This window comes from Streptococcus merionis DSM 19192 (genome assembly GCF_000380085.1).
Taxonomy (GTDB): domain Bacteria; phylum Bacillota; class Bacilli; order Lactobacillales; family Streptococcaceae; genus Streptococcus; species Streptococcus merionis.
Genome location: NZ_KB904545.1, coordinates 23,859 through 37,289, shown reverse-complemented (window position 1 = coordinate 37,289; position 13,431 = coordinate 23,859). Strand labels below are relative to the sequence as shown.

Here is a 13,431-nt window from a genome sequence, read left to right as displayed (position 1 = left end):
ATCATACACATTAATTGTTACGATTAGGTAACATCTCTGTTACTAAAATTACGTTTACATATTGATTTAACGAAGAATACACTTTTTTAGGCACTTTCATGCTTCCCATTGACATTGCTGTCAATATTTTAGTAAATAGAGTGTCAATCCTATCAAAACCATTGTTACTATTGTCAAGCTATCTGTCAATTTCCATGAAAGTTGGCGGTATTTAGTTCTTCCCTCTCCCCCTTGATAACCTCTCGCTTCCATAGCAATCGCTAAGCCATCCGCACGTTTGAAGGACGAAGCAAACAGAGGAATCAAAATAGGAATAATCGCTTTAACTTTTTGAATCAAATTTCCTTCATTAAAATCTACCCCACGCGCCCTCTGTGCGTTCATAATGCGTTGTGTATCATCCATTAGTGTCGGAACAAATCTTAGGCTCATCGAAAGCATAAGACCCAGCTCATGCACAGGAACTTTAAAAAATGCTAAAGGCTTTAAAAGCGACTCCACTGCATCTGCAAGGCTAAGTGGCATTGTTGTCAATGTCAGTAAAGTTGAAAAGAAAATAATCAGGATAAAGCGTGTCAGAATAATCCCTGCTTGTTTAATGCCAAAACTGGTTATTTGAAAAATCCAGAAAGACCAATAAATCTCCCCACCCTTGGTAAAAAAGACCTGAAAGAGCGTCGTAAAGAGAATCAATCCGATCATTGGTTTTAACCCATTAAGAAAGTATGATAACTTGATTTTTGAAAGAAAAACTAGACTAAACACAAAGGTAAAGACAATAAGATTGGTCCACAGATTATTTGCCCAAAAGATAATACCAATAAAAATCATCATAGCTAAGAGTTTAGCGCGTGGATCCAGTCGATGAATGAGGGAGTTCCCAGGAATATAGCGGCCTAAAATCAATTTATCCATGTGTCAAGGCCTCCGTTAATTCTGAGATCGTTATTGGCAAGCGAGCAAAATGATGCCCTAATTTAGCAAGACCTAGAGCAAATTTCGTCACTTTCGGAACACCTAACTGAATGCTGTCCATAAAATCGACATCTTGAAAAACATCACTTGGAGAGCCCGATTGAACCAATTGACCTTTAGCCATCACATAAACTTTGTCTGCAAAATTTGCCACATCGTCCATCAAATGGGTCACCAAAACAATCGTCAGACCATCCTCATGTAATCTTTTAAAAATAGCCATCAACTCTCTTCGACCCGCTGGATCCAATCCTGCTGTAGGCTCATCCAAAATTAATATTTGAGGCTCCATAGCCAAAATACCCGCAATGGCTACCCGACGCATTTGACCACCTGAGAGTTCAAATGGGCTACGCTCAAAGAGTTCCTCCGAAATACCAACAATAGCCAGTTTTTCATGAGCTATTCGCTCAGCCTCTTCCTTTGAAACGCCAAAATTTTGTGGACCAAAAGCGACATCCTTTAAAACTGTTTCATCAAAAACCTGGCTTTCCGCAAATTGAAAAACAAGACCAACCTTTTTACGAACTTGCTTAATGTCCTTGTCCACCGAATCTGGTGTAATCACAAAATTATCAATATGCACCTGTCCACTGGTTGGCTTAATCAAGCCGTTCATCAGTTGCAATATTGTTGATTTGCCACTGCCAGTGTGCCCAATCAAAGCTGTATAAGAACCATCTTCAATGCTTAAATCGACATCAAAAAGCGCACGCCCTTCAAAAGGTGTGTCCGCTTGATAGGTATAGCTTACATTTTGGAGATGGATTCCCATAATTTCTCTTGTAATTCCTTTTCGCTAAAGTAAGTATCTGGTAATTCAAAACCAGCTTGGTTTAATGAGTCTTTTAAATGCTGAGTAAAGGGAAAGTCAAGGCCCAATAGTTGTAAATCCTTACGAGCAAAAAGTTTGCTAGGAACACTACTTGATTCAACCTGTCCCTTTTTCATGACTAAAACACGATCACTCAAGGCAACTTCATCTAAATCATGTGTGATTGATATCACTGTTATACCATATTGTTCCTTGATCCGTTTGACTGTTTCAATTAAGGCAAGTCTTCCTTCTGGATCAAGCATCGATGTCGCTTCGTCCAAAATAATGATTTTAGGTCTAAGAGCCACAACCCCTGCAATAGCAACACGCTGCTTCTGACCACCTGACAATCGAGCAGGTTCCCTTTGTTTAAAGTCACTCATACCAACCAATTCAAGAGCTTGGTTGACACGATCCTTCATTTCTTGTAAAGGAATGCCCTGATTCTCCAGACCAAAGGCAACATCGTCCTCAACCGTTGCACCCACAAATTGGTTATCTGGATTTTGAAAAACCATACCGATTTGATGCCGTTTTTCCCAAACATTTTCAGGTGTTAATAAATCTCCTAAAATGTAAATCTCACCTGATTCAGCTTCTAATAGCCCGTCAATCAAGCGGACGGTGGTTGATTTTCCAGATCCATTGTGCCCAATAATGGAGAGCCACTCACCCTGTTTCACGTGAAACGAGACGTCTTTAAGCGTGTAATGATCGCTGTCTTGATCGTACTTGAAAGTCAAATTTTTTACTTCAATAATAGCCATTACTTAAAGGTATCCTTAAACAAGAAACTAGCACCCTTGAAATAATCATAGCCCGAATAGAGGGTAAAAAAGAGCGCAACATAGAGGAAAATTTGCCCCAGCAAACTCCAGTGAAAGAGCAGGAAGATAATAGCAAACATCTGCGTAAAGGTTTTAATCTTGCCTGGCATAGCAGCCGCAAGAACCTCACCACCTTGCTCTACCAGAAGCAAGCGTAAGCCAGTTACAGCCAATTCGCGACAGATGATGAGAGAAGCTACCCAGCCCGGAACAAATCCTAGCTCCACTAGCATGATAAAGGCCGACATAACGAGCATCTTATCAGCCAACGGATCCGCAAACTTACCAAAATTAGTCACGACACCCCATTTTCGAGCCAAGTAGCCATCCAAATAATCGGTAAAGCTAGCCACCGCAAAAATAATCCCTGCGATCACATGTGCCCATAAGCTATCCGAAACACTTAAAATTAGAAGAAAAATCGGAATCATGATAATCCTGATAACCGTTAAAAAATTGGGAAAGTTTTCTTTAGTTGTGTATTTTTCAAACATTTTTCACCTCTAGTTAAAGTAAAGAGTCAGTGCAGTCGGTTGAACAGTTATAGATGACAAATCGATATTCTGCCCATTTATTGTCAACTTTAAACCCTTGACGACACCTATAGAAAGAATGACAGAAGGCGTCAACATCTTGTCAATTAAAACGGTTGCTGTCTGTTCCTCAGCAGACAGAGTTATTCCACTTGCTAACTCTGTGTTAGAAACTGCTACCCAACTTTCTGAATCTTTGACAGAAAGTGTCAACTCAATCTTATCAGGTGCCTGATTTACAGTGATAGTCGTAGGGTTTACAGTTGGTGTCAAGGTAATGTCTAACGATTGAGTGTCTTGCGTTTCACTTGTTTCTGTTGGAAATTGAGATGCCTCATCAGTTTTGCTTTCGACTACCTCAGACACAGTTGGCTCTGTTAAAGTTGGCTCATTGTCAACTATGCTTGTCTGTTCGTCACTTTGTTGGTAACTCCAAACAGTATATCCTATAAAGCTGAGAATAACTAAAGAAAGTAGAATCAGTAGAACATCTCCCCAATGCGACTGACCTGAACGACCTAATTTTGACCTGACATATCTTGGTTTATCAGCCCCAACTTCATAAACTCTCAATCGGCTATGTGAGTCAAAAGCATCCATTATCATTTCAACATCAAGTTCTAGAAATTCAGCATACCTAACCAATAGCTTTCTAGCCTGATTATTTCCTGGAATAGTTTCAAATTGGTCTTTCTCTAGTGCTCTGATATAGCGCCTATGCGTTTTCAGGTGGCGATTAGCATCCGAAATACTGATCTGTAAATCCTCACGAGCAGCTTTTAAAACTTGACCAATTGTCAGCTCTGCCATTTATTCCTCCTTCCAAGAAAATCTCAAGTAAAACCTAAAACGTCCAAGATACCATGAAAGTCTAGTGTTTGCATCATCTAAGACACTCTACCCACCAGAACAATCTATATATCTTACTATTCTATCAAAAAACCAACTAAATTTCGAGATTTCATTGAGGAAAAATGATAAAATCCGTCATCTCAGACTTTGCCATAAAATCACGACCAACACTTAAAATATCGTCTAAAGAAATGGAATCCAAAATCTCTGGGAATTCAAACAAATCTTCTTCATCAATCCAAGCATTTACATATTGCATAGCAGTACTTTCCAAATGGTTAAGTGATTTCAAAAATTCACCATACATTTCCTGTTTCACCAAAGTCAAATGGGCTTCATTTAAATCTTCAAGGCTTTCAAATTGATGCAATAACTGACGAATGCGTTTAGACATTGCCATGGGTTCAGAAGTATCCATGGTTAAAATTAAAAATTGATAGGCCTGTGTGATTTCAATTTCCATCTGAAAGGAATCATCAATTTTTCCCTTGTCGTACCAATCCTGATAGGTGGATGAGGTCCACCCAAGTATCATAGCCATCAAAAGCTTGATAGATAATCGGTACTTGAACGTTGACAGGTTTGTAAAGTTTGATTGACTCCTCAGTCCAACTGCCAACTTAGGTCCTGCAACAGAAAATTCCATACTCGATGATGTTAGAACCGGCTGCAACGACATTGCTTGCTTTTCAATAGGGACTTTCTTTCGTGGGCGTCTCCCATTTTGGAAAGCCTCAACACTTGTAGCAACCTCTTCTATGTCAAAATCGCCCATCAATAACAAGACCATATTGGATGGCTGGTAAAAGATATCATAATTCATGACAAGTTCTTTTGAGGTGATTTGTACAATAGACTCAGCTGAACCTGCGATATCTTGAGCTAAAGCCGTGTTAGGATAGAGTTGCCCCAAAACAGACATATATAGCTGATAATCTGGATCATCCTGATACATATTAATTTCTTGAGTGATGATCGCCTTTTCACGATTTATGGATTCTTCCGTAATATTCAATTTACTTGTAAACTGCTGCAAAAGTTCAAGAGCTTTCAGCGCTTGACTAGCTGTCGAAAAATAGTAAACTGTTTGATTGTAGCCTGTAAAGGCATTCACTTCAGAACCCAATTGGGCAAAAATAGTCATTGCATCTGCGCCATTTGGAAGTTCAAATAGTTTATGCTCTAAAAAATGGGCAATACCTGCTGGAAACTGACGTATGAGCTTACGGTTTTTAGGTCTAAAAGCTAGGTCTAACGCACCAAATCGACTGGCAATCAGTCCAATCGTTTCCTGAAATCCAGTCTTTGGTATCAAAACAACCTCTAAGCCATTCTCCAATGTTTGACGATAGGCTGTTTCACCTAATCTAGGGTATTTTGTTTCTTGCAAAGTCATCATCTACCCTCCATAAAGTAAAGCGCCTGTAGCTTAACACTTGCTGCAATTTTTTGCACAGACTCTTTAGTAACTCTTTCAATACCTGTCAACCAGTTGTCAACTGAAAATTCAACATTACTCAAGACCTTACTGCCATATTCTTGTTCAATCAAGTTTACTTGTCGATCTTCTGACAGTCTCACATTATTTGATAAAGCTAATTTAGTCTGATCTAATTCAACTTGACTAAATTGCCCCTTTTTGATAGCTAAAAGTTGGTGATGAACTAACTTCATTGTTCGATTCAAGTGCGTTCTATCAATCCCAGCATATACCTTCAAACAAGCTGTCAAACTGTCAAATTGACTCCCTATTGTGTATGCCAACCCTTCTTTTTCTCTAACGTTGACAAACAATTTAGAATGAGCAAAGCCGCCCAGCAAACCATTCAGAACTATCAAACTAAAATAGTCTTCACTGCCATACTCTGCTGGTGCATAATAAGCCTGTTGTAAGATAGATTGGTTAGCTTTTTTTTGCTCGATTTGTCTAGGGGTAATATTCGAAAAACCTTGATCTATAAAGAATGTCAATCTTGATTTACGATCCTGTAAATTAAAATTTTCTAGTTCCGATGTTACTGAAACGGTGTCAAATTGACCAACAAAGAAAACATCAATACGATCCTGTGTCAACATTCTTTGAAAAGCTCTAAAAGTTGACTGGGGTGACTCTGCTTTGACAAGCTCTACAGTAGCTTGCCTAGGCAGTTGCAATGCTTCTGACTTGTAAAACAGCTGATTGATTCTGAGATTGGCCTGATAAAAATTATCCTCAGTCTCTGTTTCCAGATTGTTTACAAGATTCTCTTGCTCAAGCAAAAATATTTTCTCATCAAAACTGTCTGCTTTCGTCAGTGGCTGAAAAAGGCTTGCTTTTAAAAATGAGAGAATTTCTGAGGTCAAATCCTGCCCCCCGATATAAGCCGGCGCTAAGTAAGAAATATCAATATCTAGAATATGGACAGCTCCTTTTTTGCTGATGGTCGTATCAAAGGTTGCTCCATAAAGACTAGCTAATTTTTGACGAAAAAGCCTTGCATTTGGATAAACTTTATTGGCAGACTCTAAGATATAAGCCGTCATCACACGGCCAGCCAAAGTCTTTTTATCCAACGGCCCAGAAAAACGCATCTTAATCCGCTGGGTTTTATATTTTTGGGTCTCAATAAAATGAAGATGAACACCCTCAGCTAATTTCATAACCACACAACTCTCCATGTCTTTCTAAAATCCTATTATACCCTTTATTGGCTAATTTTGCTGATTTTTTGAGCAGATTCTACGCTAAACACTTGAAATTTTCAAAAGGTGATGTTTGCTATCGCTTTTTGATTAGTTTCCATCATTTACCAAAACTATGGCAACTTTTCATCCAAATGCAACAGAAAATCCGTTGACAAAAAGTAATAATCTCTCCATCCGCTTGTCCTGAGCAAACAGTCTCTCTTTTTATGCTATAATGAACCTTAAGGAGAAAATCATGGACTATAAATTATTTGAAGAATTCATTACCCTGCAAGCTTTGTTGAAAGATTTAGGTATTATCCAAAGTGGGGGTGCTATTAAGAGCTTTCTTGCAGAAGAGACCGTACTTTTAAACGGTGAAGATGAAAAGCGTCGTGGAAAAAAAATTCGGATTGGTGATGTCGTAGAATTGCCAAATCAAGGGATTAGTATTACTCTAGCAAAACCTTCTGTCCAAGAAGTCGCTGAGTATCAGAAGGAGAAAACTGAAAAGGAGCGAGTCGCAGCTATTGTCAAAAACTTAAATAAGAAAGTCAAAAAAGCGAACAAGACTCAAAAAGAAGTTAAGAAAGCGCCAATCCGATTTCCAGGTACCTAATCATGTGGTTAAAATCAATTCATTTACAGAACTACCGCAACTATAAAGAGCAAACTGTCAATTTTCATCCTGGGCTTAATGTTTTTCTAGGCCAAAATGCTCAAGGAAAGACTAATATTTTAGAAGCGATCTACTTTTTATCATTAACACGCAGCCACCGAACACGCTCTGATAAGGATCTAGTTTATTTTTCAAAAAATCAATTTAGTTTATCAGGCCAAGTGGTAAAACAAACTGGAACTATTCCTCTTGAAGTTAGTCTAACGGAAAAAGGACGGGTGACCAAGGTCAATCACCTCAAACAGACACGCTTGGCCAACTATATCGGCCATCTTAATGTCGTTCTCTTTGCTCCTGAGGATTTACAGCTGATTAAAGGAGCTCCAGCATTAAGACGAAAATTCATGGACATGGAGCTAGGGCAAATGAAACCCATTTATCTGTCTGAATTAGCCAGCTATCACCATGTTCTCAAACAGCGCAATACCTACCTCAAGCAAGTTGAAAAGATTGATTTGGATTTTCTAGCTGTTTTGGATGACCAGCTAATCGAATATGGTTCTCGTGTGATTGAACAGCGTCTAGATTTTGTAAAGCAACTTGAAACCTTTAGTCAAGCTAAACATTATGATATTTCCAGTAAAAAAGAAGAACTGAGCCTGTCTTATCAATCTTCATTTGATTTCAAAGACGTTGACACTATCCGTCAAGATTTCCGTAAATCACTTGACGATTCACGTAAACGCGATTTGTTCAAAAAAAATACAGGTGTTGGCCCTCATCGTGATGACTTGAACTTTTTTATCAATGGAATGAATGCTCATTTTGGCAGTCAAGGACAACACCGTAGCCTTGTCTTATCCATCAAACTGGCCGAAATTAATCTGATGGAATCCGTGACGAAAGAAAGCCCTATTCTTCTCCTTGATGATGTCATGAGTGAACTTGACGACATCCGTCAACTAAAACTTCTAGAAACTATCTCAGATAAAACCCAAACCTTTATTACGACCACATCACTAGATCACCTGAAACAATTACCAGAGACCTTGAAGGTATTTCACATTGATAAAGGAATTATCACAACCGACTAGAGGAGCATGCATAGACAACTATGACGGCTTCTCCCCACACCCCAAAAATATATAACGTTGAAGATTACGTATAAAAAGTAATTCCAGCTTCGCTTATTTTTCTAATTTCCTTGCAAGACGCAGTGGTTAGGAGTAAGACTTGTTGGCTATGCCAACTTAGTCTTACCCCTGCACAGTTCATTAGGTGCTTTAGTATCAATGAACAGTCCAATAAAAATTCGATAGACTCCCCAATCACCGTGATTATTTGTTAAACATTAAAATGTAAAAGAGGCTAGGAACTCCAGCCTCTTTTACATTTACAGTAAGTTGACAGCTATTGAACTGAATAGTTCGGTGCCTCATTAGTAATTTGGACATCGTGTGGATGACTTTCTTTAAGACCAGCACCTGACATCTCAATAAACTGCGCATTGTCATGCAGATCCTGAATATTTGCCGCACCAACATAGCCCATACCTGAGCGGATACCTCCAACCATTTGGAACACGATATCAGCAACAGCGCCTTTATAGGCTACACGACCTTCGATCCCTTCTGGAACTAGTTTATTCGCTTCGTTGACAGAACCTTGGAAGTAGCGGTCACTAGAACCCTTCTTCATAGCTGCAATGGAGCCCATACCTCGGTAGGTTTTGAATTTACGACCTTGGAAAATTTCGGTCTCGCCTGGCGCTTCATCCGTACCTGCTAACATTGAACCCAGCATGACTGCATGACCTCCAGCCGCCAAAGCTTTGGCAATATCACCAGAATACTTGATCCCACCATCCGCAATGATCGTCTTACCATACTCACGTGCCACATCAGCCGCATCGTAAATAGCTGTGATCTGAGGAACACCGACACCTGCAACAACACGAGTCGTACAGATAGATCCTGGACCAATCCCTACCTTAACCACATCTACACCGGCTTCATAAAGGGCGCGCGCTCCCTCACCTGTTGCAATATTACCTGCGATCAGTGTCTTATCAGGGAAGGTTTGACGAATTTCAGCAATTTTACGTAAAACTCCTGCAGAATGACCATGAGCTGTATCGATAACAATAGCATCTGCCCCTGCTTCAAAAAGAGCTTGAGCACGTTCAAAAGTGTCAGAAGTCACACCGACAGCACCTGCAACCAAGAGGCGACCAAACTCATCTTTCGCCGCATTTGGAAATTCTATGACTTTTTCAATATCCTTAATGGTAATAAGCCCAGCTAAACGACCATTATCATCCACCAAAGGTAACTTTTCGATACGATGCTTGTGGAGAATCTTTTCAGCTGTTTCCAAATCTGTTCCGATAGGAGCTGTAACCAAGTTTTCCTTGGTCATATTAGCCGAAATTGGCTGGGTATAATCAGAAATAAAACGCATATCACGGTTCGTAATGATACCAACCAATTTACGATTTTCCATCGTCTCCACAATTGGCACACCTGAGATACGGTAGCTTGCCATCAAGTTTTCAGCCTCTTCAACTGGCGCGTCTGGTGTTAAAAAAAATGGGTCAATGATAACACCGTTCTCAGACCGTTTTACCTTGCGCACTTCAGCTGCCTGCGCTTCGATAGACATATTTTTGTGGATGATCCCAAGACCACCTGCACGAGCCATAGCAATCGCCATTTGACTCTCAGTCACCGTGTCCATAGCAGCTGACAAAATCGGAATATTCAAGGTCAAATTAGGAGCGAGCTGTGTTTTTAAATCAATTTCATTCGGTAAGACATGACTTTCTGCAGGGATGAGTAGGACATCATCAAAAGTAAACCCTTTTTTCAAGAACTTTGTTTCCCAATTTGACATTTCAATAAACCTCTTTTCTAGTATTTCCTAATGAAAAATTTTTGGATTGATAATATCATAACATTATCAATTTTTTTGTCAACCCAAAATACGGAAAAAGGGAGGACGACAAAATCAGAATTTCATCAAATCGATTTTGCCATCTCCCTCCCTAAGGATGATAGACTTATAAAAACCTATTAAAACCAATCACTTATTGCGCAAACCTGTGTTTACAACTCGACACTTTCGGAGTTCTTTTCTCCACTCCCAAATTTTGAGAAATGCACAATTGAAATAGTTTACTTTCTCTATTAGTCAGGTATTATTTAAAATAATTGATACCCATAGCCGTTTTGACCTCATCAAGGGTCTGAGCTGCAACATTTCTTGCTTTATCGCTACCTTTTGCCAGCATATTGTAAACTTCCCCCATATCCTTAGCAAACTCCAAACGGCGCTTACGAATAGGAACCAGTTCACGCTCAAGAATTTCCAAGAGATAGCGCTTGGTCTTAACATCACCAAGCCCGCCTCGTTGATAGTGTTCTTTCATTTCCGCAATTGTTACCTGATCTTCCTCACGACCAAAGACATCCAAATAAGTAAACACCATATTTCCTTCGATTTTACCTGGATCTTCCACGCGGATATGGTTCGGATCCGTATACATAGACATGACCTTTTTTTGCACCGTGTCAACATCGTCTGATAAGTAAATACCATTACCAAGAGACTTGGACATCTTAGCATTGCCATCTAACCCTGGTAGGCGACCTTCTGTTTCTGTCTTTGGAAACAGACCTTCTGGCTCAACCAGAACATCCGTTTGATAAGTATAGTTAAAAGAGCGAACAATCTCTCTGGTCTGCTCAATCATCGGTTTTTGGTCATTTCCAACCGGGACAAGATTAGCCTTAAAGGCTGTAATATCTGCCGCTTGAGAGACTGGGTAGACTAGAAAACCTGACGGGATAGACTCTCCAAAGCCTTTTTGACCAATCTCTGTCTTAACTGTCGGATTGCGTTCCAAACGTGCAACAGACACCAAATTCATGTAGTACATCGTTAGCTCTGCTAACTCAGGAATCTGACTTTGGATAAAAATAGTGACCTGCTCTGGATCAAGACCGACGGACAGATAATCAAGGGCTACATTACCAATTGATTCGTAAATACTTTGCGATTCTTTGGCATGGTCTGTCAAGGCCTGCTGGTCAGCTAAAAAGACAAACATATCATACTTATTTTCATTCTGTAAAAGAATACGGTTTTTAAGGCTACCAATATAGTGGCCAAGATGTAATTTGCCAGTCGGGCGGTCTCCTGTTAGGATGACAGGTTTAGTCATAACAAATGCTCCTTCTTTCAATTAGGTCTATTATACCATTTTTCTTAAAACTGGCGATAGGCTTGGTAGGATTATTTGAAAAAAATCCCCTTTTCCTGTAGAATAAAGAGACTACAATATTTAGGAGAATCACTTTGCTTACAGTTTCAGATGTTTCACTTCGTTTCAGCGATCGTAAACTTTTCGATGATGTCAACATCAAGTTTACAGCTGGCAATACCTATGGTTTGATCGGTGCCAACGGTGCTGGTAAATCTACCTTTTTAAAAATCTTAGCAGGCGATATTGAACCAACAACTGGCCATATTTCTCTCGGTCCAGATGAGCGCTTGTCAGTCCTTCGTCAAAACCATTTTGATTACGAAGATGAGCGTGTCATTGATGTTGTCATCATGGGGAATGAGCAGCTTTACAATGTTATGAAAGAAAAAGATGCTATCTACATGAAGGAAGACTTTTCTGAAGAAGATGGGGTTCGTGCAGCAGAATTAGAAGGCACCTTTGCAGAATTAGGCGGTTGGGAAGCTGAATCCGAAGCCTCACAACTTTTACAAAACCTCAATATTCCAGAAGATGCTCACTATCAAAATATGAGCGAATTGACCAACGGTGAAAAAGTTAAAGTCCTCTTGGCTAAAGCCCTCTTTGGCCAACCAGATGTCCTGCTTCTTGACGAGCCGACCAACGGTCTTGACATTCAGTCCATCTCTTGGTTGGAAGACTTCTTGATTGACTTTGAAAATACCGTTATCGTTGTCTCCCACGACCGTCACTTCTTGAACAAAGTGTGCACGCACATGGCTGATCTTGATTTTGGTAAAATCAAACTTTTTGTCGGTAACTATGACTTCTGGAAAGAGTCTTCTGAGTTGGCAGCACGTTTACAGGCTGATCGCAATGCCAAAGCTGAAGAAAAAATCAAGCAACTCCAAGAATTTGTGGCTCGCTTCTCAGCTAATGCTTCAAAATCTAAACAAGCAACTTCCCGTAAAAAGATGCTTGACAAGATTGAATTAGAAGAAATCGTGCCATCAAGCCGTAAGTATCCATTTATCAACTTTAAATCAGAGCGCGAGATTGGTAATGATCTCTTGACAGTTGAAAATCTCTCTGTCAAAATTGACGGGGAGATAGTCATTGACAACATCAGCTTTATTCTTCGTCCAGGTGACAAAACAGCTCTGATTGGCCAAAACGATATTCAGACAACAGCCCTTATTCGTGCCTTAGTTGGAGATATTGACTACGAAGGAACTGTCAAGTGGGGTGTGACAACGTCACAATCTTACTTGCCAAAAGACAATAGTAAAGACTTTGAAAGTGATGAAACTATTCTTGACTGGCTTCGCCAATTTGCTAGCAAAGGTGAAGATGACAATACCTTCTTGCGAGGTTTCCTCGGACGTATGCTATTTTCTGGTGAGGATGTTAACAAGCCTGTCAACGTCTTGTCAGGTGGCGAGAAAGTGCGCGTGATGCTCTCTAAACTCATGCTCCTCAAATCTAATGTGCTTATTTTGGATGATCCAACCAATCACTTGGACTTGGAATCTATTTCAAGCCTTAACGATGGGCTCAAGGCTTTCAAAGAGTCTATTATCTTTGCCAGCCACGATCATGAATTTATCCAAACTTTAGCCAATCATATTATCATTATCTCTAAGAACGGCGTTATCGACCGTATTGATGAGACTTACGACGAATTCTTGGAAAATGCTGAAGTTCAAGCAAAAGTCCAAGAACTTTGGACTCAATAAGCTTAAGAGACTGAGGAAAAAAACTCAGTCTCGTTTCTTTTATAGTTTGAACAGATTGACACAGTAGTTATTGGGTTTGTAGAATGAATCCGGAACACCCGAACCTAGGAATAAAAGAATAAGGATAGTCGATTTCAGTGAAATCACAGCCTCTGTATCACTCCC

At 39.8% G+C, this 13,431-nt stretch carries 12 protein-coding genes; 3 read left to right on the top strand and 9 right to left on the bottom strand.

The window, feature by feature from the left end:
- Positions 1-120 precede the first annotated feature (120 nt).
- The 7 genes from A3I5_RS0105295 to yfmF form a co-directional block, all read right to left on the bottom strand.
- Entirely contained in the window at positions 121-915 is a 795-nt protein-coding gene (locus tag A3I5_RS0105295) for an energy-coupling factor transporter transmembrane component T family protein (protein WP_018373584.1), read from the bottom strand.
- Positions 908-1,750 carry an energy-coupling factor ABC transporter ATP-binding protein gene (locus tag A3I5_RS0105290; protein ID WP_018373583.1) on the bottom strand — a complete coding sequence of 281 codons (843 nt, stop codon included), beginning with the start codon at positions 1,748-1,750 and terminating at the stop codon, positions 908-910. Before A3I5_RS0105290 ends, A3I5_RS0105295 begins: the two co-directional genes overlap by 8 nt.
- Complete coding sequence (locus A3I5_RS0105285; RefSeq protein ID WP_018373582.1) at positions 1,726-2,559, bottom strand: energy-coupling factor ABC transporter ATP-binding protein; 834 nt, start codon at positions 2,557-2,559, stop codon at positions 1,726-1,728. The genes A3I5_RS0105290 and A3I5_RS0105285 overlap by 25 nt, the downstream gene beginning before the upstream one ends.
- Positions 2,559-3,113, bottom strand: a complete 555-nt coding sequence (gene pgsA, locus A3I5_RS0105280) for a CDP-diacylglycerol--glycerol-3-phosphate 3-phosphatidyltransferase (protein WP_018373581.1) — start codon at positions 3,111-3,113, stop codon at positions 2,559-2,561. The genes A3I5_RS0105285 and pgsA overlap by 1 nt, the downstream gene beginning before the upstream one ends.
- A 9-nt stretch (positions 3,114-3,122) precedes the next feature.
- On the bottom strand, positions 3,123-3,962 hold the full coding sequence (locus A3I5_RS0105275) for a helix-turn-helix domain-containing protein (protein ID WP_018373580.1): 840 nt from the start codon (positions 3,960-3,962) through the stop codon (positions 3,123-3,125).
- A 151-nt stretch (positions 3,963-4,113) separates the two neighbouring features.
- Positions 4,114-5,403, bottom strand: coding sequence for an EF-P 5-aminopentanol modification-associated protein YfmH (gene yfmH, locus A3I5_RS0105270; protein ID WP_018373579.1), 1,290 nt, complete (start codon positions 5,401-5,403; stop codon positions 4,114-4,116).
- Positions 5,400-6,644, bottom strand: coding sequence for an EF-P 5-aminopentanol modification-associated protein YfmF (yfmF, locus tag A3I5_RS0105265; RefSeq protein WP_018373578.1), 1,245 nt, complete (start codon positions 6,642-6,644; stop codon positions 5,400-5,402). Before yfmF ends, yfmH begins: the two co-directional genes overlap by 4 nt.
- 280 nt (positions 6,645-6,924) lie before the next feature.
- Between yfmF and yaaA the strand changes: the two genes are divergently transcribed.
- A complete protein-coding gene (gene yaaA / locus A3I5_RS0105260; protein WP_018373577.1) occupies positions 6,925-7,287 on the top strand; it encodes a S4 domain-containing protein YaaA in 363 nt (120 codons plus the stop codon).
- 2 nt (positions 7,288-7,289) lie between these two features.
- Complete coding sequence (gene recF / locus A3I5_RS0105255) at positions 7,290-8,381, top strand: DNA replication/repair protein RecF (protein ID WP_018373576.1); 1,092 nt, start codon at positions 7,290-7,292, stop codon at positions 8,379-8,381.
- A 316-nt stretch (positions 8,382-8,697) separates the two neighbouring features.
- Here the strand turns inward: recF and guaB are convergent, their stop codons facing one another.
- Positions 8,698-10,179, bottom strand: coding sequence for an IMP dehydrogenase (gene guaB / locus A3I5_RS0105250; protein WP_018373575.1), 1,482 nt, complete (start codon positions 10,177-10,179; stop codon positions 8,698-8,700).
- 304 nt (positions 10,180-10,483) lie between these two features.
- On the bottom strand, positions 10,484-11,509 hold the full coding sequence (gene trpS / locus A3I5_RS0105245; protein WP_018373574.1) for a tryptophan--tRNA ligase: 1,026 nt from the start codon (positions 11,507-11,509) through the stop codon (positions 10,484-10,486).
- 134 nt (positions 11,510-11,643) lie between these two features.
- On the opposite strand from trpS, the gene A3I5_RS0105240 reads away from it, so the two are divergent.
- Positions 11,644-13,266: an ABC-F family ATP-binding cassette domain-containing protein gene (locus tag A3I5_RS0105240; RefSeq protein ID WP_018373573.1), complete on the top strand. Its 1,623-nt coding sequence runs from the start codon at positions 11,644-11,646 to the stop codon at positions 13,264-13,266.
- The last annotated feature ends 165 nt before the right edge of the window (positions 13,267-13,431 follow it).

What these genes read in the sequence shown, in the direction of transcription:
- A3I5_RS0105295 (WP_018373584.1), bottom strand. Translation starts at nt 915, where the DNA reads ATGGATAAATTGATTTTAGGCCGCTATATTCCTGGGAACTCCCTCATT.
- A3I5_RS0105290 (WP_018373583.1), bottom strand. Translation starts at nt 1,750, where the DNA reads ATGGGAATCCATCTCCAAAATGTAAGCTATACCTATCAAGCGGACACA.
- A3I5_RS0105285 (WP_018373582.1), bottom strand. Translation starts at nt 2,559, where the DNA reads ATGGCTATTATTGAAGTAAAAAATTTGACTTTCAAGTACGATCAAGAC.
- pgsA (WP_018373581.1), bottom strand. Translation starts at nt 3,113, where the DNA reads ATGTTTGAAAAATACACAACTAAAGAAAACTTTCCCAATTTTTTAACG.
- A3I5_RS0105275 (WP_018373580.1), bottom strand. Translation starts at nt 3,962, where the DNA reads ATGGCAGAGCTGACAATTGGTCAAGTTTTAAAAGCTGCTCGTGAGGAT.
- yfmH (WP_018373579.1), bottom strand. Translation starts at nt 5,403, where the DNA reads ATGATGACTTTGCAAGAAACAAAATACCCTAGATTAGGTGAAACAGCC.
- yfmF (WP_018373578.1), bottom strand. Translation starts at nt 6,644, where the DNA reads ATGAAATTAGCTGAGGGTGTTCATCTTCATTTTATTGAGACCCAAAAA.
- yaaA (WP_018373577.1), top strand. Translation starts at nt 6,925, where the DNA reads ATGGACTATAAATTATTTGAAGAATTCATTACCCTGCAAGCTTTGTTG.
- recF (WP_018373576.1), top strand. Translation starts at nt 7,290, where the DNA reads ATGTGGTTAAAATCAATTCATTTACAGAACTACCGCAACTATAAAGAG.
- guaB (WP_018373575.1), bottom strand. Translation starts at nt 10,179, where the DNA reads ATGTCAAATTGGGAAACAAAGTTCTTGAAAAAAGGGTTTACTTTTGAT.
- trpS (WP_018373574.1), bottom strand. Translation starts at nt 11,509, where the DNA reads ATGACTAAACCTGTCATCCTAACAGGAGACCGCCCGACTGGCAAATTA.